Raw genomic sequence first — 23,914 nt, forward strand, 5'->3', positions numbered from 1 at the left:
CTGTTCGTGTCCGCAGGACGCTATTCCGCCATCTGGGTCATGGCGCGGAACTTCTGGTAGCGATCTTCAACCAGTTCTTCCTTGCTCATGGCCTTCAGATCAGCCAAGTGGCTACGGATGGCCGAGCCCAGTGCCTGGGCAGTGGCCTCGTGGTCGCGGTGGGCGCCGCCCACCGGCTCATGGATGATTTCGTCGATCACCCCCAGACCGATGATGTCCTGGGCAGTGGGCTTCAGGGCCTCGGCGGCCTGGGGGCCCTTGGTGCCGTCGGACCAGAGGATGGCGGCGCAGCCCTCCGGCGAGATCACGGCGTAGACCGAATGCTCCAGCATCACTACCCGGTTGCCCACGGCAACGGCCAGGGCACCGCCGGAACCGCCTTCGCCGGTGATGCAGACGATGATCGGCACCGTCAGCTCAGCCATCTCGCGCAGGTTACGGGCAATGGCCTCGGCCTGGCCACGCTCTTCGGCGCCGATACCGGGGTAGGCGCCGGGGGTGTCCACAAAGGTGATGATCGGCAGGTTGAACTGTTCAGCCATCCGGAACAGGCGCAGCGCCTTGCGGTAGCCCTCCGGGTTGGGCATGCCGAAGTTGCGGAAGACCTTTTCCTTGGTGTCCCGCCCCTTCTGGTGGCCCACCACCATCACCGGCTGGCCATCAAAACGGGCCAGGCCGCCCACGATAGCGTGGTCGTCGCCGTAGTTGCGGTCGCCGTGCAGCTCGTTGAAGTCGGTGAACAGGTGCTTGATGTAATCCAGGGTGAAGGGGCGGTTGATATGCCGCGCCACCTGGGCCTTCTGCCAGCGGGAGAGGTTGTTGAAGATCTCCTGGCGTTCCTGCTCCACCCGTTTTTCCAGTGAGCTGATATCGTCGGTCAGGTTCAGTTCGCTGCCACCGTTCAGGGCGCGCAACTCCTCGATCTTCTTCTCAAGCTCGGCAATCGATTTTTCAAATTCCAGATACACAGTGGCTGCCATCAGGTAACCTCACAAAAATAATTTGGCATCAGGTAAGGAATGAGGATTTTTTCGTTCCGGGTACGGCAAGCAAGGCCTTACGCGGAGACGTACACGGAAGTACGTCGCACAAGTAAGGCTGCCGCTTGACGCGGTCGGGGCGGAAAAAGACCATTCACTCGAAGATCGCGGCATTATAGCCGACCAGCCGCTCCACTTCCAGCCTAAATTCATCGCTGGCCGCCACCTTCAGGTCGTCGGGCAGTCGCTGCAGTGCCATGAATCGGCTGGGAGACTCGAACTGCAGCGTCAGCGGCAAGCTGCCGGCATGTCGTTCAATCACGCCCCGTAGCGATGACAGCTGATCAGTTGAAAGCTCGGCCAATCTGAGCGCAAGGCTGACCCGGGTGGTGCTTTGGGCCTGTGCCTCCAGCAGCAGCCGTATGTCGCCGTTCGGTGCACTGGCGCCGTTTTTGCGACTATCTCGGCCGTTGGTGCGCATCACCAGCAGTTTGCAGCCCTTTTCACCCCGCTCCAGCTTGCCGGTCACCAGCAGCGGATCATCGGTTTTGAGCAGCGAACAGCACTCGGCATACACATCGGGGAAGACGGTGATCTCGATGGAACCGGTCAGGTCCTCGAGGGTGGCAAAGCACATCCGGTCGCCCTTTTTGGTCATGATCTCCCGGAAGAGGGTCACCACGCCGCAGATGCGAACCTCGCTGTTGTCCGCCAGTTCGAGCAGTCGGGCGATCTCGGCGCTGGCCAGGCGCTTGATGTCCGCTGCATAGCGATCCAACGGGTGGCCGGTGATCAGGAAGCCCAGCGCCTCCTTCTCAAAGCCAAGTTTTTCCTTGTCATGCCACTCGCCCACCGTGGGCAGCTTGCGGTTGGTGCGACTGGCAGCCACCTCGGGCAGGTCGCCGAACAGCGATACCTGGGCGCTGTCCCGCTCCTCCTGAAAACGCTGGCCAGAGGCCATGGCGTCATCCAGCACGGCCATCACCGGGGCCCGCCACTTGTGCAGCGAATCAAAGGCGCCGCATTTGATCAGTGCCTCCAGCACCCGTTTGTTGACCCGCCGCAGATCGACCCGCTCGCAGAAGTCGTAGATGTCGGTAAACAAGCCGTCCTTACGGGCCTCGATGATCGACTCCACCGCGCCGCCCCCGACCCCTTTCACGGCACCCAGACCGAAACGCATTGAGTTGCCCACCACGGTGAAGGACTGGCCCGATGCGTTGATATCGGGCGGCAGCACCTCGATCCCCTGCTCGCGGCAGTCGCTGATACTTTTGAGTACCTTGTCGGTGCTGTCCATGTCACAGGAGAGCAGGGCTGCCATGAACTCTACCGGGTAATGGGCTTTTAAATAAGCGGTCTGGTAGGCGATCAGGGCATAGGCCGCCGAGTGGGACTTGTTGAAGCCGTATTCGGCGAACTTGGCCATCTGGTCGAAGATCGCCTCGGCCTTCTTGGGATCGATCCCCTGGGCCTTGGCCCCTGCCAGGAACGGCTCCTTTTCCTTGGCCATGACCGCCGGGTCCTTCTTGCCCATGGCGCGGCGCAAGAGGTCGGCGCGGCCCAGGGAATAGCCGGCCAGGGAACGGGAGATCTGCATCACCTGTTCCTGATAGACGATGACCCCGTAGGTGTCTTTCAGGATCGGCTCCAGTTGCGGCAGGTCGTAGACCACCTTCTGGCGGCCGTGCTTGCGCTCGATGAATTCGTCCACCATGCCGCAGCCCAAGGGGCCAGGACGGTAGAGGGCGCAGGCCGCGATCACATCCTCGAAGCAGGAAGGTTTGAGCTTGACCAGCATCTCTTTCATGCCGCTGGATTCAAGCTGGAAGATGCCGGTGGTATTGCCGGCCGAGATCAGGTCGTAGCTGGCCTGGTCATCGTCACGCAGCAGGGTGATGTCGAAGGCGGGGTCCTTGCCCTCCCGCACCAGCCGCACCGCGTTCTGGATCACGGTCAGGTTCTTGAGGCCCAGGAAGTCGAACTTCACAAGTCCCACCATCTCGACGTACTTCATTGAGTACTGGGTGTTGATCGAGCCGGTCTTCTGATCCTTATAGACCGGCAGGAACTCCTCCATCCGGTCCGGGGCCACCACCACCCCGGCGGCATGGGTGCCGGCGTGGCGTGCCAGCCCCTCCAGGCAGATGGCGGTCTCCAGCAGTTCCTTGATCTGCGGATCGCTGTCACGCAACTCCCGCAGCTGCGGTTCCTGCTCGATGGCCTTGGGCACGGTCATCTTCAGGTCGTCCGGGATCAGTTTGGCGATCCGGTCCACGTCGCCGTAGGCCATGCTCAAGGCCCGGCCCACGTCTCGCACCACCGCCTTGGCCTTCATGGTACCGAAGGTGATGATCTGGCAGACCCGCTCCCGGCCGTACTTCTCCACCACGTACTCGATCACCTTTTCGCGCTGGTCCTGGCAGAAGTCGACGTCGATATCAGGCATCGAGATCCGTTCCGGGTTCAGAAAGCGTTCGAACAGTAGGTTGTAGGGCAGGGGGTCCAGGTCGGTGATCTTGATGGCGTAGGCCACCAGCGAGCCGGCGGCCGAGCCCCGGCCGGGCCCCACCGGGATGCCCTGGGACTTGGCCCAGTTGATGAAATCGGCCACGATCAGGAAGTAGGCCGGGAACTTCATCTGTCGAATACAGTCCAGCTCGATCCGCAGGCGGTCCCAGTAGGCCTGCTCCTGCTCCGGCGTCATCTCGGGGTGTTTGGCGCGGATGGTTACCAGACGCTGTTGAAGCCCCTCGGTGGCCTGTTGTTCCAGCAGCTCGTCATGGGTCTTGCCTTCTGGCGGTTCATAGTGGGGGAAGTAGTATTCCTTTTCCAGCGGCAGTTCCAGATTACAGCGTTCGGCGATGGCGACCGTGTTGGTGACCGCCTCCGGCGCGTAGGCAAAGGCGGCCGCCATCTCCTCCGGGGTCTTGACGTAGAACTCGTCGGCCGAGAAGCGCATGTGGGTCGGGTCGGACATGGTTTTGCCGGTCTGGATGCAGAGCAGCACCTCGTGGGCCTTGGCATCCTCCCGGTTGAGGTAGTGGCAGTCGTTGGTGGCCACCAGCGGCAGGTTGAGGGTGCGGGCCACCTCCAGCAGCCGTTGGTTGACCACGTCCTGCTCCGGCAGGGTGTTTTCCTGCAGCTCGATGTAGTAGCGGCCGGGAAACAGTTCGCTGTACCAGCGGGCGGTCTCCAGTGCATCATCCATCCGGTTGCGACCGCACTGCATGGCCACTTCCCCCTTCAGGCAGGCCGACAGGGCGATCAGGCCCGCGCTGTGCTGGGCCAGCAGTTCGCGGTCGATGCGGGGGCGGTAGTAGAAGCCTTCCTTGTAGCCGGCTGAGGTCAGGTAGGAGAGGTTGCGGTAACCCTCCATGTTTTCGCAGAGCAGGATCAGGTGGTAGGCCGCCTCGGAGATACCCTTGGCGTCTTTGGAAAAGCGGGAGTCGGGGGCCAGATAGACTTCGCAGCCGATGATCGGCTTGATGCCGGCCTTCTTGCACTTCAGGTAGAATTCCACCGCACCGAACATATTGCCGTGGTCGGTGATGGCCAGGGCCGACATGCCGGTCTGCTTGGCCTTGGCAACCAGGTCCTCGATCCGGATGGCGCCGTCCAGGAGCGAGTACTGGCTGTGCAGGTGCAGGTGGACAAAGGGGGTGGTCGTTGTCGGTGTGTCGGTTGCTGCATCCATGGGGCATCCAAAGTGTGAACGGGAGCTCATGGCGAGATCCCGTTCGGTAAAGTTGGCACCTAGTATGCCCCACGGCGACCGCAGCTGTCAATCGTGCTGAACAGCGCAAATACGCGGCTTGGCGCGTAATGCTGCGGGGTGATTGCGGTTATTTTTTGATGGCCTCTTGCATGGCCTCACCCATCCGGGTGGGGGAGGTGGAGACCACCACGCCGCATTCCTGCAGAGTGCGGATCTTGTCCTCGGCCTTACCTTTGCCGCCGGTGATGATGGCGCCGGCGTGTCCCATCCGTTTGCCGGGGGGGGCGGTAACTCCGGCGATAAAGGCTGCCACCGGCTTCTTCATATGTTCCTGGATCCAGTACGCTGCTTCTTCTTCGGCCCCGCCACCGATCTCGCCGATCATGAAGACCGCCTCGGTCTCCGGGTCGTCGTTGAACCGCTTCAGGACATCGATGTACTTCATGCCGATGATCGGGTCACCGCCGATGCCGACGCAGGTGGACTGACCCAGCCCCAGATCGGTCAGCTGCTTGACCGCCTCGTAGGTCAGGGTGCCGGAACGGGAGACCACCCCCACCTTGCCGGGGGTATGGATGTAGCCCGGCATGATGCCCAGCTTGCATTGGCCGGGAGTGATCACACCGGGACAGTTGGGCCCCACCAGCAGTGTCTTGCTGCGTTCCTGGATGGCGCGGGCCAGCACCATATCGCGCACCGGAATCCCTTCGGTGATGCAGACCGCAAGTTCCAGACCGGCGTCGCAGGCCTCCAGAATGGCGTCAGCTGCACCGGGAGGCGGCACAAAGATCATCGAGACCGTGGCGCCGGTGTAGTGCACCGCCTCCTCCACCGTGTTAAAGACCGGGATGCCCTCGATATGCACGCCACCCTTGCCGGGGGTGACCCCGGCCACGATCTGGCTGCCGTAGGCCCGGCACTGCTGGGTGTGAAACAGGCCGCTCTTGCCGGTGATCCCCTGTACCAGGATCTTGGAGTTGCTATTGATCAGAATCGACATGGTCGTAGTCCCTCTTAGGCCGTGGCCAGCATGGCGACGATCTTCTGGGCGCCGTCACCCAGGTTGTCGCCGATCTGCACGTTGAGTCCCGATTCCAGCAGCAGTTGCTTGCCGTCCTCCACATTGCTGCCGTCCATCCGCACCACGATCGGCAGCAGACATTTGACCTCATTGGCCGCCTCGATGATCCCCTGGGCGATCACGTCGCAACGCATGATGCCGCCAAAGATGTTGACGAACACCGCCTGCACGTCGCTGTCCTGCAGGATGATCTTGAAGGCCTCGGCCACCTTTTCGCGGGTGGCGCCGCCCCCCACATCCAGGAAGTTGGCCGGCTCACCGCCATATTCCTTCAGCACGTCCAGGGTGGCCATGGCCAGACCGGCGCCGTTGACCATACAGCCGATGTTGCCGGTCAGCTTGATGTAGGCCAGGTCGTACTTGCCGGCGGTGATCTCCAGCGGGTCCAGTTGGGAGTAGTCCACCATGTCCGGGTATTCGCGATGGCGGTAGACCGCGTTGTCGTCAAAGGATATCTTGGCGTCCATGGCCAACAGCCAGCCGGCCCGGGTCACCACCAAGGGGTTAATCTCCACCAGGGAGCAATCCTTTTCCAGACAGCATTTGTACAGGTTCAGGATCAGCTCGACGCAGTCCTCGCAGACCCCGCCGGTGAGCCCCAGCGCCAGGGCGATCTTGCGGGCCTGGTAGGTGCGCAGGCCGGTGAAGGGGTCGATGGTCAGCATATGGATCTTTTCGGGTGCCTTCCTGGCCACCTCCTCGATCTCCACCCCGCCTTCGGCCGAGGCGATCAGGCAGTAGCGCGACTGTTCGCGGTCAAGGGTGATCGAGAGGTAAAATTCGCGGGCGATCTCCACCGCCTCTTCCACCAGGATGCGGCGCACCTTGAGCCCTTCCGGACCGGTCTGGGGGGTGACCAGCCGCTTGCCGAACAGTTCTTTGGCAAGCTCGGCGGCCTGTTCGGGATGGTGGACCACCTTGACCCCGCCGGCCTTGCCCCGTCCGCCGGCATAGATCTGGGCCTTGACCACACAGTGGCCGCCCATCATCTTAGCGCCTCGTTCCACCTGGTCGGCGGTCAGTGCCACCCGGTTGCGCGGCACCGGGATGCCGTAGGTGCTTAAGATCTCTTTGGCCTGGTACTCATGGATATTCATGGCAACTCCTCATGGTAACGATGTGGGGAGTATACCAGCCTTCGGAGCGGCTTCAAGCAATGAGCTTAGATCTTTTTTTGTCGGGAGAGTTCGGCCTCGGAGAGGCGCAGGTAGGTGGGGAGCAGGTGCTCCGGCGTGGATGCCGCACCGTGCCGGAAGGCGGCCTCGGCCAGCAGAGCGCCATGTGCGGCAGAGGGGATGGTGTGAGAAGGCGGGGCGAAGAGGGCCCGCTCTCCCAGCAGCTCTTCGATCAACTGGCGGTAGCGGATGGCGCCGTCGCCCACAAAGATGGTGGTGCTGGACAGTTGCTGCAGGAATGCCGCCGGAGGCAGGGCGCAGTCGTCGCGCAGTGGCTTCGGCAAAGGATGACAATGGTAGAGGCCGGCGTAGACCTCGTTCTTGCGGGCATCCAGCAGGGGGCAGACCGGGTGAGCGGCGTAGGGCAGCTGCATGGCCAGCAGGGCCAGACTGGAGATGCCGATGCAGGGCTTAGCGTGGGCCAGGGCCAGGCCCTGGATGGTGGCAACCCCGGTACGGACACCGGTGAAGGAGCCAGGGCCGCTGGCGCAGGCAAACAGGTCGATCTGGGCGCTGTCGAGTTCGCAGGTGCCTAACAGCCGCTCAAGTTCAGGCAGCAGCCAGGCGTTCTGTCGTTTGCCCGGCGCTGTCACCACTGATGCTGCCAGTACCTGGCCGTCCCGGCTGATGGCGATGCTGCTGGGGCCAGTGGCGGTGTCCAGGCAGAGGGTCAGCATCAGTTACTGATGAAGTAGCGCATGATGTCGTTATAAAAGGCCAGCACCATCAGACCGATCAACAGCAGCATGCCGGCTTGCTGTGCATATTCGCGCGCTTTTTGCGGCACTGGTCGGCGGATGATCAGCTCAACGGTGTAGAACATCAGGTGGCCGCCGTCCAGCACCGGCACCGGCAGCAGGTTGAGGATGCCCAGGTTGATGGAAACCACAGCCAGCAGCAGGAAGAAGGTGGGGCCGCCGGATGCTGCCGCCTTGTTGGCCATGTCGGCAATCATCAGCGGGCCGCCAACGGTCTTGAGCGGCACAATGCCCTGCACCAGCTTCACCAGCGAGAGTACGGTCAACTTGGTTACTTCCACCGCCTTGGCGTTGCCCAGCTGTATCGCATCCAGCAATCCAAAGCGCTGTGTGACCACATCATAGGCCGGGCTGACCCCCACGATCGGTTTCTGGATGGTCTCGCCGAACAGGTTTTTGGCTTCGCTCAGTTCCGGCGTCATGCGCAGCAGGGCGGTCTGCTCCTTGCGCAGGATGGTGATGGCCACCTCATTCCTGGCCTTGGCCATTTCTGCCGAGAAATCTTCCCATTGGCGGACCGGGCGTCCATTGACGGCGGTGATCAGGTCGCCAGTCTGCAGGCCGGCCCGGGCGGCCGGCTTGTCTTTGAACACCTCGCCGATGGTGGCCTTCATGATCGGCATGCCGACCAGATACAGCAGCACCAGCAGCAGCCAGGCAAACAGCATGTTGAAGGCCGGGCCGGCGATGACCACCGACATCCGGTGCCAGACCGGGCGGTGGGCAAAAGACTGGGCACGGTCTTCATCACTGAGTTGTAATTCGGGACGCTGGGGCAGCCGTTCAGCTGACGGCTCATAGTCCTTCTCGATCATCTCGTTTTCTTCAAAGCCGCCTTCGCCGAACAGCTTGACGTAGCCCCCCAGCGGGAAGGCCGACAGCAGATATTCGGTGTCTCCCCAGTGCCAGCCAATCAGCTTGGGGCCGAAACCCAGGGAGAATTTTTCCACCCGGATGCCGAGCCACTTGGCCACCAGAAAGTGCCCCAGTTCATGGACGAAGATCAGGATGCCGAGAACAATGATGAAATAAAGAAGTATCATGAGCTTTACCTTGTCATGGTTGTGCAGATGGCGCGGGCCGCCTCGCGGCCCCACTGGTCGGCCGCCAGCACCTCATCGATGGAGGACAGGCGGTGGGCTTGGTGACGGTCCATGGTCTGTTCGATCACCCGGGCGATCTGCAGGAAGCTGATGCGTCCCTCCAGAAAGGCCTCTACGGCAATCTCGTTGGCGGCGTTCATCACTGCCGGCATGCTTTCCCCTTCACCCAGGGCGCGGTAGGCCAGCCCCAGGCAGGGGAAACGCTCCAGGTCGGGTTTGAAAAAGGTCAGCCCCGAAAGCTCGGTCAGGTCCAGCGGTTTGATCCCGCTGCTGACCCGCGCCGGGTAGGAAAGGGCGTAGGCAATGGGGGCCTTCATGTCCGGCATCCCCAGCTGGGCGATCACGCAGCCGTCCACATACTCCACCATCGAGTGAATGATGCTCTGGGGGTGGATATTGACACTGATCTTGTCGGCCGGCGCATCAAACAGCCAGCGGGCCTCGATCACTTCCAGGCCTTTGTTCATCATGGTGGCGGAATCGATGGTGATCTTGCGCCCCATGCTCCAGTTGGGATGGTTGAGTGCGTCTTGCACAGTGACGGTCTTCAGTCGCTCCAGGGGGGTCTCGCGGAACGGTCCGCCGGAGGCGGTCAGGATGATCTTGGTGATATCCTGATTGCGGTGTCCTGTAATGGATTGAAATACCGCACTGTGCTCACTGTCTACGGGGTGCAGCTTGACCTGGTGTGTGGCCACCAGTTCCATGAACAGGTGCCCTGCGGTGACCAGGGTTTCTTTGTTGGCCAGGGCCACATCCTTGCCGGCCCGGATCGCGGCGGCGGTGGGCACCAGCCCGGCAGCGCCGACAATGGCGGCCACCACCATCTGGACACCGTCGGCAGTAGCTACGGCACACAACCCCTCAAGACCGCCGGTGATCTCAACGTCCTGGCCGTCAAGCAGCTCCCGCAGGCGGGGCAGGTCATGGGGATCGGCCACTGCCACCAACTTGGGCCTGAACTGCCGTACCTGGCGTGCGCACAGCTCAAGGTTCTTGCCGGCCGACAGCGCCACCACCCTGAACGTATCCGGATGGCTGGCTACGATCTCCAGGGTGCTGACGCCGATCGATCCGGTGGAGCCGAGGATGGCGATCTGCTTCATCACGAAAACCTCCCGCAGAGGTAGATGGCAAAGTAGTAGGTGACCGGCGCGGCCAGGATGATGCTGTCCAGCCGGTCCAGCACCCCGCCGTGGCCCGGCAGGATGGCGCCGGAATCCTTGACCCCGAAGCTGCGCTTCAAGAGTGACTCGAACAGGTCGCCCAACTGGCCGGTGACGCCGATCAGCACGGCTGCCAGCACGGCGTCGACGTAACTCAAGGAGCCAAAGAAGGTGAACTTGGCCAGCAGGGTGCCGCCCAGGCTGCCTAAAAGCCCACCGAGGGCGCCTTCGACGCTCTTTTTAGGGCTGACGGCCGGGTAGAGCCGGTGTTTGCCGATGGCGCTGCCGATGTAATAGGCGGCCGTATCGTTGGTCATCACGATCAGCATGATTACGAGCAACCAGGAGCTGCCGTCGGGCAACAGACGCAGCATCACCAGGTGGGCCAGCAGAAAGGGTACATACAGGTAGGCAGTTACCACCAGGCTGACGTCGCGCGCCACGCTTTCCATATTCTGCAGACGGAACAGGAAGTGGAAGGCGGCCAGCAGGAAAAAGCCGGCGCCGGCCATGATGAACAGCCGCCCGTCGGACAGCAGCGGGGTAAACACTGCCAAGGCGCCGTACAGGGCAAAGGGCAGCAGTTCTCCTTTGCGATCCGGCAGTGCCATGGCAAAGAATTCATGCAGCCCCACTGCGGTAAACAACGACAGCAGCAGGGCAAAGTGCCACGGCAATCCTTTGACAATGGTCAGGATCACGACCGGCAGCAGTACCAGGGCAGTCAGCAGGCGTAGAATAGGTCAGCTCCTTTGGGTCAGCTTGATCTGGGCGCTGGTCTTGCCGAAGCGGCGCTCACGGGCCTGGAAATCGGCCAAAGCGCGATACAGTTCGCTGATGGTGAAATCGGGCCAGTTGATCTCGGTGAAGTACAGTTCGGTGTAGGCCAGCTGCCAGAGCAGGAAGTTGCTGATTCGCATCTCGCCGCTGGTGCGGATCAGGAAGTCGGGATCCGGCAGGCCGACAGTGTCCAGGTGCCGTGCCAGCAGTTCCTCGGTAATCTGGTCTGGTCGCAGTCCTCCGCTGGCCACTTCTCGGGCGATCATGGCCGCTGCGCGGGTCAGTTCCTGGCGGCCGCCGTAGGACAGGGCCAGGGTCAGCACCATGCCGCTGTTGGCGGCGGTCTTGGCCAACGCCTCATCCAGGGCCTGGTTGATGTCGTCCGGCATCTCAGAGCGGTTGCCGATCACATTGAAGCGGATGTTATGCTTCATCATCCGGCTGGTCTCGGAGCGGACGAATTTTTTGAGCAGGGTCATCAGGGCCCGCACCTCGGTCGCTGGGCGGGACCAGTTCTCGGACGAGAAGGCAAACAGGGTCAGGTAGGGAATGCCCAGCAGGGAGGCCTGCTCCACCACCATCCGCACCGTTTCCACACCTCGCTGGTGTCCTACGATCCGCTTCAGCATCCGCTCCTGCGCCCAGCGGCCGTTGCCATCCATGATGATCGCCAAGTGGCGGGGCAGTTTGGTCGGATCGAGCTCCATCATGTCAGACTTCCATGACCTCCTTCTCTTTGTGGGAGAGGATTTCATCCAGACGTGCGATGACTGCGTCGGTGGCGGTCTGCACATCTTTCTCCAATTTCTTGAGATCGTCTTCGCTGATCGCCTTGTCCTTCTCCAGTTTTTTCAGTTCGTCAATCGCCTTGCGCCGGATGTTGCGGACCGCCACCTTATGGTCCTCATCCATTTTTTTGAGCCCCTTGACGATCTCCTTGCGGCGCTCCTCGGTCAAGGGCGGCAGGGTCAGGCGGATCAGCTTGCCGTCGTTGCCGGGGGTCAGACCCAGGTTGGCGTTCAGGATCGCCTTTTCAATCGGGCCGATCATCTTGGATTCCCAAGGGGTGATGGTGATGGTGCGCGGTTCCGGCACCGCCAGGTTGGCCACCTGGGAGAGGGTGGCCGGATTGCCGTAGTAGTCCACCCGCACCTCATCAAGCAGCGCGATGTTGGCGCGGCCGGTGCGAATTTTCAGGAATTCTTTGCGCAGGTCCTCCACGGTCTTATCCATGTGGGCCTTCATGTCGGTAATGACGGTTTTGGGCATGGTCAGTCTCCTTGGACGATGGTGCCGATGGTCTGGCCGCCGATCACCTTCTTGATGTTGCCGGGGGTGGTCAGGTCAAAGACGATGATCGGCAGATGGTTGTCCATGCAGAGCGAGGTGGCGGTAGCATCCATCACCTGCAGGCCCTGCTGCAGAACCTCGATGTAGGTCAGTTCGTCGTAGCGTTTGGCGCTGGGGTCTTTTTTTGGGTCGGCCGAGTAGACGCCGTCTACCTTGGTCCCTTTCAGGATAACCTGGGCGTTGATCTCCATGGCCCGCAAGCTGGCAGCGGTGTCGGTGGTGAAGTAGGGGTTGCCGGTGCCGGCCCCGAAGATCACGACCCGTCCTTTTTCAAGGTGGCGTACCGCCTTGCGGCGGATGTAGGGCTCGGCCACTTCCTGCATGGCGATGGCCGACTGGACTCGGGTCGAGACGCCAATCTTCTCCAGGGCGTCCTGCATGGCCAGCGAGTTGATCACGGTGGCCAGCATGCCCATGTAGTCGGCGCTGGCCCGGTCCATCCCTTTGGAAGAGGCAGCCAGGCCGCGGAAGATGTTGCCGCCGCCGATCACCAAGGCCAGCTCGATCCCGTCGTCCATCACCTCTTTGATCTCGGCGGCGATGGCGTTGATGGTGACGGGATCAATCCCGTAGCCCTGATCCCCGGCCAGGGATTCACCGGACAGTTTCAGAAGTACCCGTTTGTAGGACTGTCGCGACATAGGTCATCTCCCCCCTTGATAAGAAAAAAGCCGGCCTTTCGGGCCGGCTTCTCGGCTACTTAGAGTCCGGCCGCCGCCGCCACTTCGGCGGCAAAGTCCGATTCCTTCTTTTCCAACCCCTCACCGAGCACGAACTTGGTGAAGCGCTTGAGGGTGATGGCGCCACCCAAGGCCTTGCCGGTCTCGTCCAGGTACTTCTGGACCGACTTGTCCGGATCCTTTACAAAGGCCTGCTCCACCAGGCAGATGTCGCCGTAGAACTTGTTGACCTGACCTTCGATGATCTTCTCGATGATGTTGTCCGGCTTGCCGGTCTGGCGGGCCTTGTCGCGGTAGATCTCCTTCTCGCGATCCAGCACGTCGCTCGGCACTTCACTGCGTTGCAGGTAGGAAGGGGAGGCTGCGGCCACGTGCATGGCCACATCGCGCAGGCAGGCAGCCAGCCGCTCGTCAGTGGCGCCTTCGCAGGCAGCCTCAACCAGCACGCCGATCTTACCGCCGGCGTGGATGTAGGAACCAACCATGCCGTTGCCGGCTACTCTGAAGCTGGCAAAACGACGGATCTGCATATTCTCGCCGATCACGGCGATCGCCTCGGTCAGCAGGGTCTGAACGGTCTTGGCTGCGTCGCCGGCAAAGGCTTGTGCCAGCAGGGCGTCCATGTTGGCCGGGTCCTTCTGCAGGACGTGGTCGGCCACCTGTTTGACAAAGTCCTGGAACTTGTCGTTTTTGGCAACAAAGTCGGTCTCACTGTTGATCTCGACCAGTACACCCTTTTTGCCGTCTGCCGAAAGGGCGGTGGCTACCATGCCCTCAGTAGCGGCGCGACCGGCCTTCTTGGAGGCAGCGGCCAGACCCTTCTTGCGCAGGTAGTCGACGGCCTGCTCCATGTTGCCGCCCACCTCTTCCAGGGCCTTTTTGCAATCCAGCATCCCGGCGCCGGTGGTCTTTCTCAGTTCATTGATCTGTGCAGCGGTGATTGCCATGTTCGTCTATCCTCCGAACCACACACGGTGGTCGTTTGTAATCTGATGTGTAAACTGCGATTAGTCGGCGCTGGCTTCGCAGGCCACGTTGTCACCCATGGCGGCCTCCAGCTCGTCGGCGCCTTCGGCGTTGCTCTGCAGGGCGGTGTTGCGGGCTTCGGAGCCTTCCAGCACGGCGTCAGCGATCTTGGCCGACAGCAGGCGGATGGCACGGATGGCGTCGTCGTTACCGGGGATCACGTAGTCGATCATATCCGGGTCGCAGTTGGTGTCAACAATGGCCACCACCGGAATGCCCAGTTTCTTGGCTTCCTGTACGGCGATCTCCTCATTCTTGGGGTCGATCACGAACATCAGGCCGGGCAGCTTGTGCATGTTCTTGATGCCACCCAGCACCTTTTGCAGCTTATCGCGCTCTTTGTCCATCTGGAGCGCCTCTTTTTTGGTGTAGGCATCGATGGTGCCGTCTTCGAACATGGCGTCCAGTTTTTTCAGGCGCTCGATGCTCTGCTTGACGGTGGAGAAGTTGGTCAGCATGCCGCCCAGCCAGCGCTGGTTGACATAGTACTGGCCGCAACGCGATGCCTCTTCGGCCACCGAGTCCTGGGCCTGCTTCTTGGTGCCGACGAACAGGACGCTGTTGCCCTGCTCAACGCAATCTTTGACGTAGCTGTAGGCGGATTTGAAGTAGCGGACGGTCTTCTGCAGGTCGATGATGTAGATGCCGTTCCGTGCCCCGAAGATGTAGGGTTTCATCTTGGGGTTCCAACGCTTGGTCTGGTGGCCGAAGTGGACGCCGGCCTCCAGCAGTTCCTTCATGCTGATACTTGACATACTAATCTCCTTTGGTTTTTTCCTCCGCCCCGTCTTTAATCCCTGCACGTCACAAGGGACACCGCCGGTTTTTTACTCGGGGCGTGTGAATTGAAAAGCAGGATTTTTTATCACAACATCACTAAGAAAATCAAGGGAAAAGGTGTGCAGGTGAGATGGCACGACGTGACTGGAGCCAGCTGGAAACTAAACTGCACAAGACCCATCCGGGTCTTGTGCAGGTCTCTTGTGCATATCTGCCGGAGAGGGTTAGCAGCCGGCGGTCTTCTGGGCCCGTTTCATGATCTTGGTGTCGCCGTCATAGATGATCCGCAGCTCGTCGCCCACCCGAATCTTGCGATCGCGATATTTTTCCAGCTCCATCGGGTTGGTGACCTGCAGCATGATCGGTGCTTCAGTCTTGCGGTCTTTGAGGGTGACTTCGGCGACGTTACCCAGCATCTTGATGTTGGTGACGGTGCCGATCATCCGGACGGTGCCGGCAAACACCAGGCTGCTGGACATCGTCAGCACGACCAGCACAACAACTGCGCACAGCTTTTTCATATGCTCCTCCTGTGATGAGCCGCCGGAAGCGGCCGAGTAGGGTAACTGAACTGAAGGTGTTGCAGCTGCATGTTGCAGCTAATGTTGGTTAAACGTTTGTTTGTATGGGGCTTTGTTGTGTCGCTGCACGTTTTTATTGGCAACTGTTGAGGTGAGTATAGCGTAAGTTTCAGCGACGTCAACCTATCAGCAACGTTGCATGATAATTTTCATTAAGTCTGGGCATCAGCAGCGGGCAGGCGGCAATGCAACGTCCGCACAGGGTGCAACGGCCAGCATCGTTTACCGTGGCTCGTTTGCGATGGTTTGTTGTCGTAAGGGTGATGATTCGCTCGGGGCAGGCGGCTACGCAGCGGCCACAGCCCGAGCAGCGGGCAACGGCCAGGATCGGCGGTTCAGTTAGCATCGCCGAACAGTTCCGGTTGTTTCCACTCTTTGATCACCTGCTGCTTTTTGCGCAGTGGATAGTAGCGCGGACAGGAAGAGATCAGGGCGAACGAGGGCTGCTTGCAACTGCGCCGGCAGCCAGCGCAGAGCTTGTTGGGAGCGGCGTTGTTCTTGGCTGTATGGGCAGGTTGTTTGGTCACGGGCTACCCTGGAGGCCAGGCAAATTCTCGTCCGGCCAGCAGATGGATGTGCAGGTGAAACACGGTCTGGCCGGCATCGGCGCCGTTATTCTGTACCAGCCGGAAGCCGCCTTGGTCCAGACCCCGTTCGCGGGCCAGCTGGCCGGCTACCCGCAGCAGGTGACCTGCCGTTGCCTCGTCCTGCTGCTCCATGTCGAGACAGTTGCTGAAATGCCGCTTGGGCAGCAGCAGCAGGTGGAGCGGTGCCTTGGGGGCGATATCCTCGATCGCCACCATCAGCTCGTCCTCATAGACCTTCTTGGCCGGGATCTGTCCGGCGATGATCTTGCAAAAGATGCAGTCACTCATGGTGTGCTCCTCGTCTCAGTCCCATCAGAAACTCACGGTTGCCATCGGCGCCGCTGATCGGTGAATCGCAGATGCCCAACAGCTCGGCGCCCAGCTCAGCGGCCAGGCGCTCCATGTTGGACAACACCTCGTCGTGCAGCCGGGGGTCCCGTACAATGCCGCCTTTGCCCACCGCCCCCTTGCCCACCTCAAACTGGGGCTTAATCAGGGCAACCACCTCGGCCGGCCGTTTCAACAGCGACAGTGTCGGCGGCAACACCAGGTTGAGCGAGATGAAGGAGGCGTCGATCACCGCCAGGTCCGGCAGCGGATCAAGCTGATCCGGTTGCAGGTGGCGGATGTTGGTCTTTTCCAGCACCACCACCCGCGGGTCTTCGCGCAGTTTCCAGGCCAACTGGCCGTAGCCCACATCCACGGCATAGACCTGTGCTGCTCCTCGCTGCAGCAGGCAATCAGTGAAGCCGCCGGTGGAGGCGCCCACGTCAATGGCCGTCCTGCCGGACGGGTCAATGCCGAACTGATCCAGTCCTTTTTCCAGCTTGAGGCCGCCGCGACTGACATAGGGCAGCAGCTCGCCCTTGATCCGTATCTCGACATCGGCTGCAACCTGCTGGCCGGCCTTCTGTGCGGCGTGATCCCCCACCACCACCTGGCCGGCCATGATCAAGGCCTGGGCCTTCTCGCGGGAAGGGGCCAGGCCTCGCTCAACCATTAGCTTGTCAAGGCGCAGCTTGCTGCTCATGCACTGACAAGTTGACTCTTTGTAAAGATGGTCTTCAGCCAGTAGCCTTCGGCTTCAATGTTTTCACGGCCGCCTTCCTCACGGTCCACCAGCGAGACGATGCCCAGCACGTCCAGCCCTTCCTCCTTGGCGCGGTTGACTGCCTTCATGGATGAGCCGCCGGTGGTGACCACGTCCTCCACGATCACCACCTTGGTGCCGGGAGGCAGGTTCTTGCGGCCCTCAAGCCACTGGCCGGTGCCGTGTCCCTTGGGCTCCTTGCGGATGATAAAGGCGTGCAGCGGTTTGCCGTCCAGGCAGGCGGCGATTGAGGTGGCGGTGGCGATCGGATCGGCCCCCAGGGTAATGCCGCCCACGGCCTGTACGCCAGGTACGTCCTTGATCGCCTCGTAGAACAGCTTGCCCACCAGCAGGCCGCCTTCAGCGTGCAGGGTGGTCTGTTTGCCATCAAAATAGAAATCGCTCTGGCGGCCGGAGGCCAGGGTCACCAGCCGTTTTTCGTAGGAAAGCTCCAGGATGATCTGTTTCAACTTCTCGCGGTCGGTCATTGCTCTTTGTACTCCTCTCCTTCAAATAGACCCATCTGGGGTTTTTGTGATGGCGCCGGGAAGCCGATCGGGTAATCGCCGGTGAAACAGGCGGTGCAGAAATCCCGGTGGCCCAGGCCGGTGGCGTTGATCAGGCCTTCCTCGCTCAGGTAGCCCAAGGAGTCGGCGGTGATGTAGCGCCGGATTTCCTCGATGGTGTGTGAGGAGGAGATCAGTTCCTTGCGGTTGGGGGTGTCGATGCCGTAGAAGCAGGGGTAGCTGGTGGGGGGGGAGGAGATGCGCATATGGACCTCCTTGGCGCCGGCGTTGCGCACCATCTTGACGATCTTGCGGGAGGTGGTGCCCCGCACGATGGAGTCGTCGATCACCACCACACGCTTATCTTTCAACAGCTCGCGCACCGGGTTGAGCTTGATCTTGACCCCGAAGTGGCGGATAGCCTGGGCCGGTTCGATGAAGGTGCGGCCCACGTAGTGGTTGCGGATCAGTCCCAGCTCGAACGGGATGCCTGCTTGCTCGGCATAGCCCATGGCGGCCGGTACACCCGAGTCGGGCACCGGGATGACGATGTCGGCGTCGATGGCATGTTCGCGGGCCAGTTGGCGACCCAGCTCCTTGCGCACCTGGTAGACGTTCTTGCCGAAGATGTTCGAGTCAGGACGGGCAAAGTAGACGAACTCGAAGATGCAGGGGGTCGGCTCCACCGGTTTGAACGGAAACAGGGACTGCATCTGGCCGTCCTTGGTGAAGATCAGCATCTCGCCCGGTTCAACCTCGCGGACGAATTCCGCTTCGATCAGGTCCAGGGCACAGCTCTCCGAGGCCACCACCCAGCTATCACCCAGTTTACCCAGGCACAGAGGCCGGAAGCCGTTGGGGTCCCGCACCGCGATCATGCGGGTCTCGGTCAGGAACAGCAGGCAGTAGGCGCCTTTGACCCGTTTCAGCGCATCAATGATCCGGTCCACCAGGGAGTGGGTGTGGGAGACCGCCAGCAGGTGGATGATGATCTCGGTGTCCATGGTGGTCTGGAAGATGGAGCCGTAGGCCTCCAGTTCTGCCTTGAGCAGGTGGGCGTTGACCAGGTTGCCGTTGTGGGCGACCGCAATAGAACCGCGGGAGTAGTCCACCATGATCGGCTGGACGTTCTTCTCCACCGAGGCGCCGGCGGTGGAGTAGCGAACATGGCCGATGGATGACGTGCCGGGCAGTTTCTCAAACACCTGCTGATTGCCGAACACGTCGGCCACCAGGCCCATCCGTTTGTGGGCATGTAGGCCGCTGCCGTCGGAGGAGACGATGCCGCAGCTCTCCTGGCCGCGGTGCTGCAGGGCGTACAGACCCAGGTAGGTCAGGTTGGCGGCCTCGGGGTGGCCGTAGATGCCGAACACGCCGCATTCTTCTTCCGGGCGGTAGATCTTCATAGCAGGTTGTTCCTCACAAATTCGGCTGCGTTGGTGTACAGGATCAGACCGTCGCCGGCTTCCGGCAACTGTTCGCGGGTCCAGCGGGGGTGCTGGGTATAGTGAACAAAAGCCTCCGGGTGGGGCATCAGTCCCATCAGGCGGCCAGTGGGGTCGCACAGGCCGGCGATGGCATTGGTGGAGCCGTTGGGGTTGGCCGGGAACTCCATGGTCGGGGCGCTGTAGTCGGCGTCGCAGTATTTCAGCACCGCCAGGTGGCCGGCCTCGATCCGCTCCAGGGTCTGCGGGGTGTCGGTCAGGAATTTGCCCTCGCCGTGGCGCACCGGCAGGTAGATCCCTTGGTCGATCCCCTTGGTGAAGACGCAGGGTGAGGCAGCATCAACCTTCAGGTAGCACCAGCGGTCCTGGAAACGGCCTGAATCATTGTGACAGAGGGTCACGGTCTGGGTCAGGGTGGTGCCGTCCAGGGCCGGCAGCATGCCCATCTTGACCATCAACTGGAAGCCGTTGCAGACTCCCAGCACCAGCTTGCCGGCCTTGATGAAACGGGTGAACTGCTCCACCAGTTTTTCGTTGCTGCCGGCTACACTGGCGTTCTTCAGCCGGTTGGCCTGGGCCTTGGCGCTGCCCAGGTCGTCGCCGTCCAGGAAACCGCCGGTCAGGTTCAGGAAGTGGTAGTCGTCAAGCCGAACCTCGCCGGAGAGGAGCTCCGCAATATGGGCGATGCGGGCCTCGTCGAAGCCGCCCAGACGGCAGGCGTGGGCCGCCTCCATCTCGCAGTTGGTGCCGTTGCCGGTAATGACCAGCGCGCGTGTTGGGTTCATAGTATGTCAGCCTTTATGGTTATTTGGCACTATATTTGGGAGGTTTCTCGAATAAACGTGGTTGTGGAGGTTCAATAACTTTTTGTTTGTTCCAAACGATTCCGTTTCTCTTTGTTCCCTCATCAGAGATCTCGTTTCCCCAAGCCATCCAGCCTGGTTGAGGGTGACGGCAAAAAAGTTCGAGATATGGGCCAGGACTACATGATTCAATGAGCTTGTATTGTTCGTCAGGTTTTCTAGAATGCTCGCGTTTATTTGACGCAATAATATTTACCTGGCGTCTTCCGGCATCCAGTGTTCTTAATTTGCCGCGTATGCCAAAAAGAATTAATTCAGTAACATTACGAAAATAGAATCCAACGCCACGGCCATCAGGGCCACCGTCTTTTCTTGTCTTGTACCAGACAAGGTTGCTTTTATAAGTAAAACCCCAGCGTTTCATAACTTCAAGCCCTTCTGCAAGAAGAGCGTTCGGAACCCACAGATAGAGATGACTTTGCTGCGCTGCAATATCTTGGACAGGAAGTGACATGATGTCTTCTAAGTTCATAGTTGGATAGCGAAGCAGTCGTTGATGCTCTGGCGCCATTTTGCCTGTCCTATTATTAAACTGCCAAGGAGGGTCAGCAAGAATAGTCCCAAACTCTCCGTTAACTCTTCTTTTGAAGTCCTGTATAGCTTCAATCATTAGCAATCCTCAAGGTACAGCGATTTTTTAATTCCAAACACAAGGAGCGGGCACCCAGCACCGCCACCGCCTTCAATCCTTGGTAACAATTTACTCATGTGGGTAGTAGAAGATCCGTAAGAAGAACCGCGTTGCAAGCTATCAAATATATCCTGCAGTTCGTCGCACCGCGTAATAATAATGCCAGCGCAGATTGCTCTGAGATCGAATAGAAGTCTGAAGTTGTTGAGATCTCTGTCGAAGAATGGGTCTTTGTTATTCCATTCAATTTCCAATGCAACTCGGTTTTTATAGCAGTCTACCTTGTGAGTTGGCGAGTCCATTTGATGTGCATCAACAATAACTTTTGTCTCAAATGATTTTTCAATCCAACCCTTTTCGGCAAAAGCGCTATCGATGGACTCAGCAACTTTCGATTTTCTACCACCGCCTACAGTGATCCAGCTTTTTTTTAAACGAAACTCTGTTAACACAGAAATAATATCATGCCATTCAGTGGTGAAGTCGCTCTTCAATATAGCACAGGCATGCTTCCACTCGTGAACCTCATAATTTTGGCGAATATATTCAGGAAGCAAATCAATAGCCATAATTAACTCCGAAATATAGGGTGTTCATACCCCTACAGCTCCTTCAGGGTGCGTTGCCAGGCGGTCTTCAGTTCTGCCAGGCTGCTGTGCAGGACGGTCTTGCCGGACAGGCCGGCGATGGTCAGCGCATCGCTCTCGGTCACCTGGCCGATCTGACGGAAGGCCGTACCGGCCATGGCCTCCTCAAAGGCCGACCACTGGGCCGGGTGGACCGTTATCAACAGGCGGGAGGCGCTTTCCGAGAACAGCAGCACCTCATCGGTCCGGTAACGTGTATCACCATCAAAGGGGACATTGGCCAGCTCGACCCGGCAGCCAAAGCCGCCGGCAAAGGCGCTCTCCGCCAGGGCTACGGCCAGACCGCCGTCGGACAGGTCGTGGGCCGAGGCCACTAATCCGCTCATAATCGCCTGGTGCAGCGCCTGATAGCGTCTCAGCGCCGAGCCGACATCCACCTGGGGCACCTTATTGCCGGTGTAGCCCTGCATGGCCAGGTATTCGGAACCGCCCAGTTCGTCCCTGGTGTCCCCCAGCAGGCAGATGATGTCGCCGGGCCGTTTGAAGTCCATGGTGACGGCGTTTCTGGCATCGGGAATGGTGCCGATCACCGAGAACAGCAGGGTGGGCGGGATCGAGATCTTGGTGGTGCCGTCGTAGAAGTCGTTCTTCATCGAGTCCTTGCCGGAGATCAGCGGCAGGTTGAGCGGCACGCAGTAGTCCAGCAGCGCCTGGTTGGCCCGCACCAGCTGAGCCATCTTGTAGGGGCCGTCCGGAGTTTTTTCGGATAGCACCGGGTCGCACCAGCAGAAGTTGTCCAGACCTGCCCAGTGTTCCGGGTTGCCGCCCACCGCCACGTAGTTGCGCAGCGCCTCGTCGATGGCGTTGGCGGCCATGTGGTAGGCGTCGATGTCGGAGTAGCGCGGGCAGATACCGTGGGAGACCACCACCCCTTTGAAGGAGTCAAGGATCGGCCGCACCACGGCCGCATCGGAGGGGCCGTCGTTGGTCACGCCGCTGAACGGCTTGACCACCGAACCGCCCTGCACCTCGTGGTCGTAGCGCCGTACCACCGATTCCTTGGAGCAGATGTTGAGGCGGCCCAAGAGTGTAAGCAGGTCAGGGGTCCAGTCGTCCTTGTCCTGGGCCGGGGCCTCGGGGTTGACCGGCGGCTGCCACTTGGCCGGGATCTGCATCGGCGGCAGACCCTCGTGCATGAAGGCCATCGGCAGCCAGGCCACGGTCTTGTCGCCATACAGGATATGGAAGGTGCCGCTGTCGGTGAACTCGCCCAGCACGGTGGCCTCGCAACCGAAGCGTGTGGCCATGGCCATGAATTCGTCCAGCTTTTCCGGCGGCACGGCCAGCGACATCCGCTCCTGGGCCTCGGAGATCAGGATCTCCCAGGGATCAAGGCCGGGGTATTTCAGTGGGGCCTTGGCCAGGTCCATCCGGCAACCGTTGCACTCGCCGGACATCTCGCCGATAGAGGAGGAGAGGCCGCCGGCGCCGTTGTCGGTGATGAAACGGTACAGGCCTTTATCGCGGGCCCGGATCAGGAAGTCGAACATCCGCTTCTGGGTGATCGGGTCACCGATCTGCACGGCGGTAACCGGGGAGTTTTCGTTCAGCTCCTCGGAAGAGAAGGTGGCGCCGTGGATGCCGTCCTTACCGATCCGGCCGCCGGTCATCACGATCAGGTCACCGGGCTGGATGCTCTTCTCGTGGCCGGGGATACCATTCACCTGGGCCGGCATCAGGCCGGCGGTGCCGCAGAACACCAGCGGCTTGCCGGCAAAACGTTCGTCAAACACGATCGAGCCGTTGACGGTGGGGATGCCGGACTTGTTGCCGCCATGCTCGACCCCTTCCACCACCCCCTCGAAGATCCGGCGGGGATGCAGCAGGCGGCTGGGCAGCGGTTTGTCGTAGAACGGATCGGCAAAGCAGAACACATCGGTGTTGAAGATCAGCTTGGAACCTTGGCCGGTGCCGAACGGGTCGCGGTTGACCCCCACGATGCCGGTCAGCGCCCCGCCGTAGGGATCAAGGGCCGACGGCGAGTTGTGGGTCTCCACCTTGAAGACCAGCGAGTTGTTGTCGTCAAAGGTGATCACCCCGGCGTTGTCTTTAAAGACCGACAGGCAGAAGTCCTGCTCCCCCATCTTTTCGCGCACCTCCTTGGTGGTGCGCTGGATGAACGACTTGAACAGGGATTTGATCTCCTGCCGGTTGCCCTGCTCATCCTCGTACTGCACGGTAGCGGCAAAGATCTTGTGCTTGCAGTGTTCCGACCAGGTCTGGGCCAGGCATTCCAGTTCCACGTCGGTGGGCTTGGCGCCCAGGCCCTGCTGGGCCCGCTCAGCCAGCACCTTTGGGTCGCGGTAGTGGGCCTGGATGATCTTCATCTCCTCCAGGGTCAGGGCCAGTACGCCCTCTCGGCTGATCCGCAGCAGTTCCTCGTCAGTAACCTCCAGATCGATCTCCCGCACCTGGCCTTTGGTCTCGCCGGTTACCTTGGGGATGGTGGTGGGGAAACCGCGTTTGGCCACAAAATCAGCAGCCGACAGGATGCTGTAGCGCTGGATCAGGGTGTTGCACAGCAGGCCGGTGGCGATGGTCTCCACCTGCTCACGGGAAAGCTGGCCGCAGAGCAGGTACTGGACACCGGAGTAGACCCCTTGACCTTCGCCGAAGGGTCGGCCGGTCAGGTATTCCACCGCTTCGCGGGCGGTACGGCCCACGTTGTCCGTCACTCCCGGTCGGAAGCCCACTTCAACCGCCCAGTCAAAGCCAATCGCCTGGGGCAGGTCAATGCTCCAGCTCTGGATCACCGGGTCGCAGAACGGGCCGGAGGCTGTCGCCTCCAGTTCGGCACGGGTCAGGTCGGCGTCAACGGTGAATACGTCGATGGTACGCACACTGCCCACCGGCAGGTGCAGAAAATGATCGATCTCGCGCTTGATCCGCTCGCCGCGGGAGTCGCGCACACCGTCTTTCAGGGCTATCTCGATTCTGTTGGGCATGATGATCCTGTTTCTGTTGTGA

At 60.7% G+C, this 23,914-nt stretch carries 24 protein-coding genes; all 24 read right to left on the reverse strand.

Annotation, left to right across the window (positions count from 1 at the left end):
* Positions 1-20: 20 nt before the first annotated feature.
* On the reverse strand, positions 21-980 hold the full coding sequence (locus RBQ93_RS05255; RefSeq protein ID WP_320370987.1) for an acetyl-CoA carboxylase carboxyltransferase subunit alpha: 960 nt from the start codon (positions 978-980) through the stop codon (positions 21-23).
* 154 nt (positions 981-1,134) lie between these two features.
* A complete protein-coding gene (gene dnaE, locus RBQ93_RS05260; RefSeq protein ID WP_320370989.1) occupies positions 1,135-4,677 on the reverse strand; it encodes a DNA polymerase III subunit alpha in 3,543 nt (1,180 codons plus the stop codon).
* Positions 4,678-4,825: 148 nt separating this feature from the next.
* Entirely contained in the window at positions 4,826-5,698 is an 873-nt protein-coding gene (gene sucD / locus RBQ93_RS05265) for a succinate--CoA ligase subunit alpha (protein WP_320370990.1), read from the reverse strand.
* Positions 5,699-5,712: 14 nt separating this feature from the next.
* Complete coding sequence (gene sucC, locus RBQ93_RS05270; protein ID WP_320370991.1) at positions 5,713-6,876, reverse strand: ADP-forming succinate--CoA ligase subunit beta; 1,164 nt, start codon at positions 6,874-6,876, stop codon at positions 5,713-5,715.
* 65 nt (positions 6,877-6,941) lie between these two features.
* Positions 6,942-7,631 (reverse strand): tRNA (adenosine(37)-N6)-threonylcarbamoyltransferase complex dimerization subunit type 1 TsaB, encoded by a 690-nt coding sequence (gene tsaB / locus RBQ93_RS05275; protein WP_320370992.1) that lies wholly within the window; start codon positions 7,629-7,631, stop codon positions 6,942-6,944.
* Positions 7,631-8,755, reverse strand: a complete 1,125-nt coding sequence (gene rseP, locus RBQ93_RS05280; protein WP_320370993.1) for an RIP metalloprotease RseP — start codon at positions 8,753-8,755, stop codon at positions 7,631-7,633. Before rseP ends, tsaB begins: the two co-directional genes overlap by 1 nt.
* A gap of 5 nt (positions 8,756-8,760) precedes the next feature.
* Complete coding sequence (gene dxr, locus RBQ93_RS05285) at positions 8,761-9,921, reverse strand: 1-deoxy-D-xylulose-5-phosphate reductoisomerase (RefSeq protein ID WP_320371027.1); 1,161 nt, start codon at positions 9,919-9,921, stop codon at positions 8,761-8,763.
* Positions 9,921-10,721, reverse strand: coding sequence for a phosphatidate cytidylyltransferase (locus RBQ93_RS05290; protein WP_320371028.1), 801 nt, complete (start codon positions 10,719-10,721; stop codon positions 9,921-9,923). The genes dxr and RBQ93_RS05290 overlap by 1 nt, the downstream gene beginning before the upstream one ends.
* Before the next feature lie 3 nt (positions 10,722-10,724).
* Positions 10,725-11,471 (reverse strand): isoprenyl transferase, encoded by a 747-nt coding sequence (locus tag RBQ93_RS05295; RefSeq protein WP_320370994.1) that lies wholly within the window; start codon positions 11,469-11,471, stop codon positions 10,725-10,727.
* A gap of 1 nt (position 11,472) precedes the next feature.
* On the reverse strand, positions 11,473-12,030 hold the full coding sequence (frr, locus tag RBQ93_RS05300; RefSeq protein ID WP_320370995.1) for a ribosome recycling factor: 558 nt from the start codon (positions 12,028-12,030) through the stop codon (positions 11,473-11,475).
* 2 nt (positions 12,031-12,032) lie between these two features.
* Positions 12,033-12,752 carry a UMP kinase gene (pyrH, locus tag RBQ93_RS05305; RefSeq protein ID WP_320370996.1) on the reverse strand — a complete coding sequence of 240 codons (720 nt, stop codon included), beginning with the start codon at positions 12,750-12,752 and terminating at the stop codon, positions 12,033-12,035.
* A gap of 59 nt (positions 12,753-12,811) precedes the next feature.
* Positions 12,812-13,738, reverse strand: coding sequence for a translation elongation factor Ts (gene tsf / locus RBQ93_RS05310; RefSeq protein WP_320370997.1), 927 nt, complete (start codon positions 13,736-13,738; stop codon positions 12,812-12,814).
* Positions 13,739-13,798: 60 nt separating this feature from the next.
* Positions 13,799-14,572 carry a 30S ribosomal protein S2 gene (gene rpsB, locus RBQ93_RS05315; protein ID WP_320370999.1) on the reverse strand — a complete coding sequence of 258 codons (774 nt, stop codon included), beginning with the start codon at positions 14,570-14,572 and terminating at the stop codon, positions 13,799-13,801.
* Positions 14,573-14,821: 249 nt separating this feature from the next.
* Entirely contained in the window at positions 14,822-15,118 is a 297-nt protein-coding gene (locus tag RBQ93_RS05320) for a hypothetical protein (protein WP_320371000.1), read from the reverse strand.
* A gap of 178 nt (positions 15,119-15,296) precedes the next feature.
* Entirely contained in the window at positions 15,297-15,524 is a 228-nt protein-coding gene (locus RBQ93_RS05325; protein WP_320371001.1) for a 4Fe-4S dicluster domain-containing protein, read from the reverse strand.
* On the reverse strand, positions 15,514-15,705 hold the full coding sequence (locus tag RBQ93_RS05330) for a hypothetical protein (RefSeq protein WP_320371002.1): 192 nt from the start codon (positions 15,703-15,705) through the stop codon (positions 15,514-15,516). The genes RBQ93_RS05325 and RBQ93_RS05330 overlap by 11 nt, the downstream gene beginning before the upstream one ends.
* A 3-nt stretch (positions 15,706-15,708) precedes the next feature.
* Positions 15,709-16,053: a histidine triad nucleotide-binding protein gene (locus RBQ93_RS05335; RefSeq protein WP_320371003.1), complete on the reverse strand. Its 345-nt coding sequence runs from the start codon at positions 16,051-16,053 to the stop codon at positions 15,709-15,711.
* Positions 16,046-16,795 carry a TlyA family RNA methyltransferase gene (locus RBQ93_RS05340; protein WP_320371004.1) on the reverse strand — a complete coding sequence of 250 codons (750 nt, stop codon included), beginning with the start codon at positions 16,793-16,795 and terminating at the stop codon, positions 16,046-16,048. Before RBQ93_RS05340 ends, RBQ93_RS05335 begins: the two co-directional genes overlap by 8 nt.
* Complete coding sequence (pyrE, locus tag RBQ93_RS05345; protein WP_320371005.1) at positions 16,792-17,343, reverse strand: orotate phosphoribosyltransferase; 552 nt, start codon at positions 17,341-17,343, stop codon at positions 16,792-16,794. The genes RBQ93_RS05340 and pyrE overlap by 4 nt, the downstream gene beginning before the upstream one ends.
* Positions 17,340-18,767 (reverse strand): amidophosphoribosyltransferase, encoded by a 1,428-nt coding sequence (gene purF / locus RBQ93_RS05350; protein ID WP_320371006.1) that lies wholly within the window; start codon positions 18,765-18,767, stop codon positions 17,340-17,342. Before purF ends, pyrE begins: the two co-directional genes overlap by 4 nt.
* Positions 18,764-19,591 carry a phosphoribosylformylglycinamidine synthase subunit PurQ gene (locus RBQ93_RS05355; RefSeq protein WP_320371007.1) on the reverse strand — a complete coding sequence of 276 codons (828 nt, stop codon included), beginning with the start codon at positions 19,589-19,591 and terminating at the stop codon, positions 18,764-18,766. The genes purF and RBQ93_RS05355 overlap by 4 nt, the downstream gene beginning before the upstream one ends.
* Before the next feature lie 19 nt (positions 19,592-19,610).
* Positions 19,611-20,279 carry an MT-A70 family methyltransferase gene (locus RBQ93_RS05360; RefSeq protein ID WP_320371008.1) on the reverse strand — a complete coding sequence of 223 codons (669 nt, stop codon included), beginning with the start codon at positions 20,277-20,279 and terminating at the stop codon, positions 19,611-19,613.
* The gene (locus RBQ93_RS05365) at positions 20,279-20,869 is read right to left on the reverse strand and encodes a BglII/BstYI family type II restriction endonuclease (protein ID WP_320371010.1); all 591 of its coding nucleotides are present in this window, start codon (positions 20,867-20,869) and stop codon (positions 20,279-20,281) included. The genes RBQ93_RS05360 and RBQ93_RS05365 overlap by 1 nt, the downstream gene beginning before the upstream one ends.
* A gap of 32 nt (positions 20,870-20,901) precedes the next feature.
* Entirely contained in the window at positions 20,902-23,892 is a 2,991-nt protein-coding gene (purL, locus tag RBQ93_RS05370; RefSeq protein WP_320371011.1) for a phosphoribosylformylglycinamidine synthase subunit PurL, read from the reverse strand.
* Positions 23,893-23,914 lie beyond the last annotated feature (22 nt).

It is taken from the genome of Trichlorobacter sp., assembly GCF_034008105.1.
Classification (GTDB): domain Bacteria; phylum Desulfobacterota; class Desulfuromonadia; order Geobacterales; family Pseudopelobacteraceae; genus Trichlorobacter.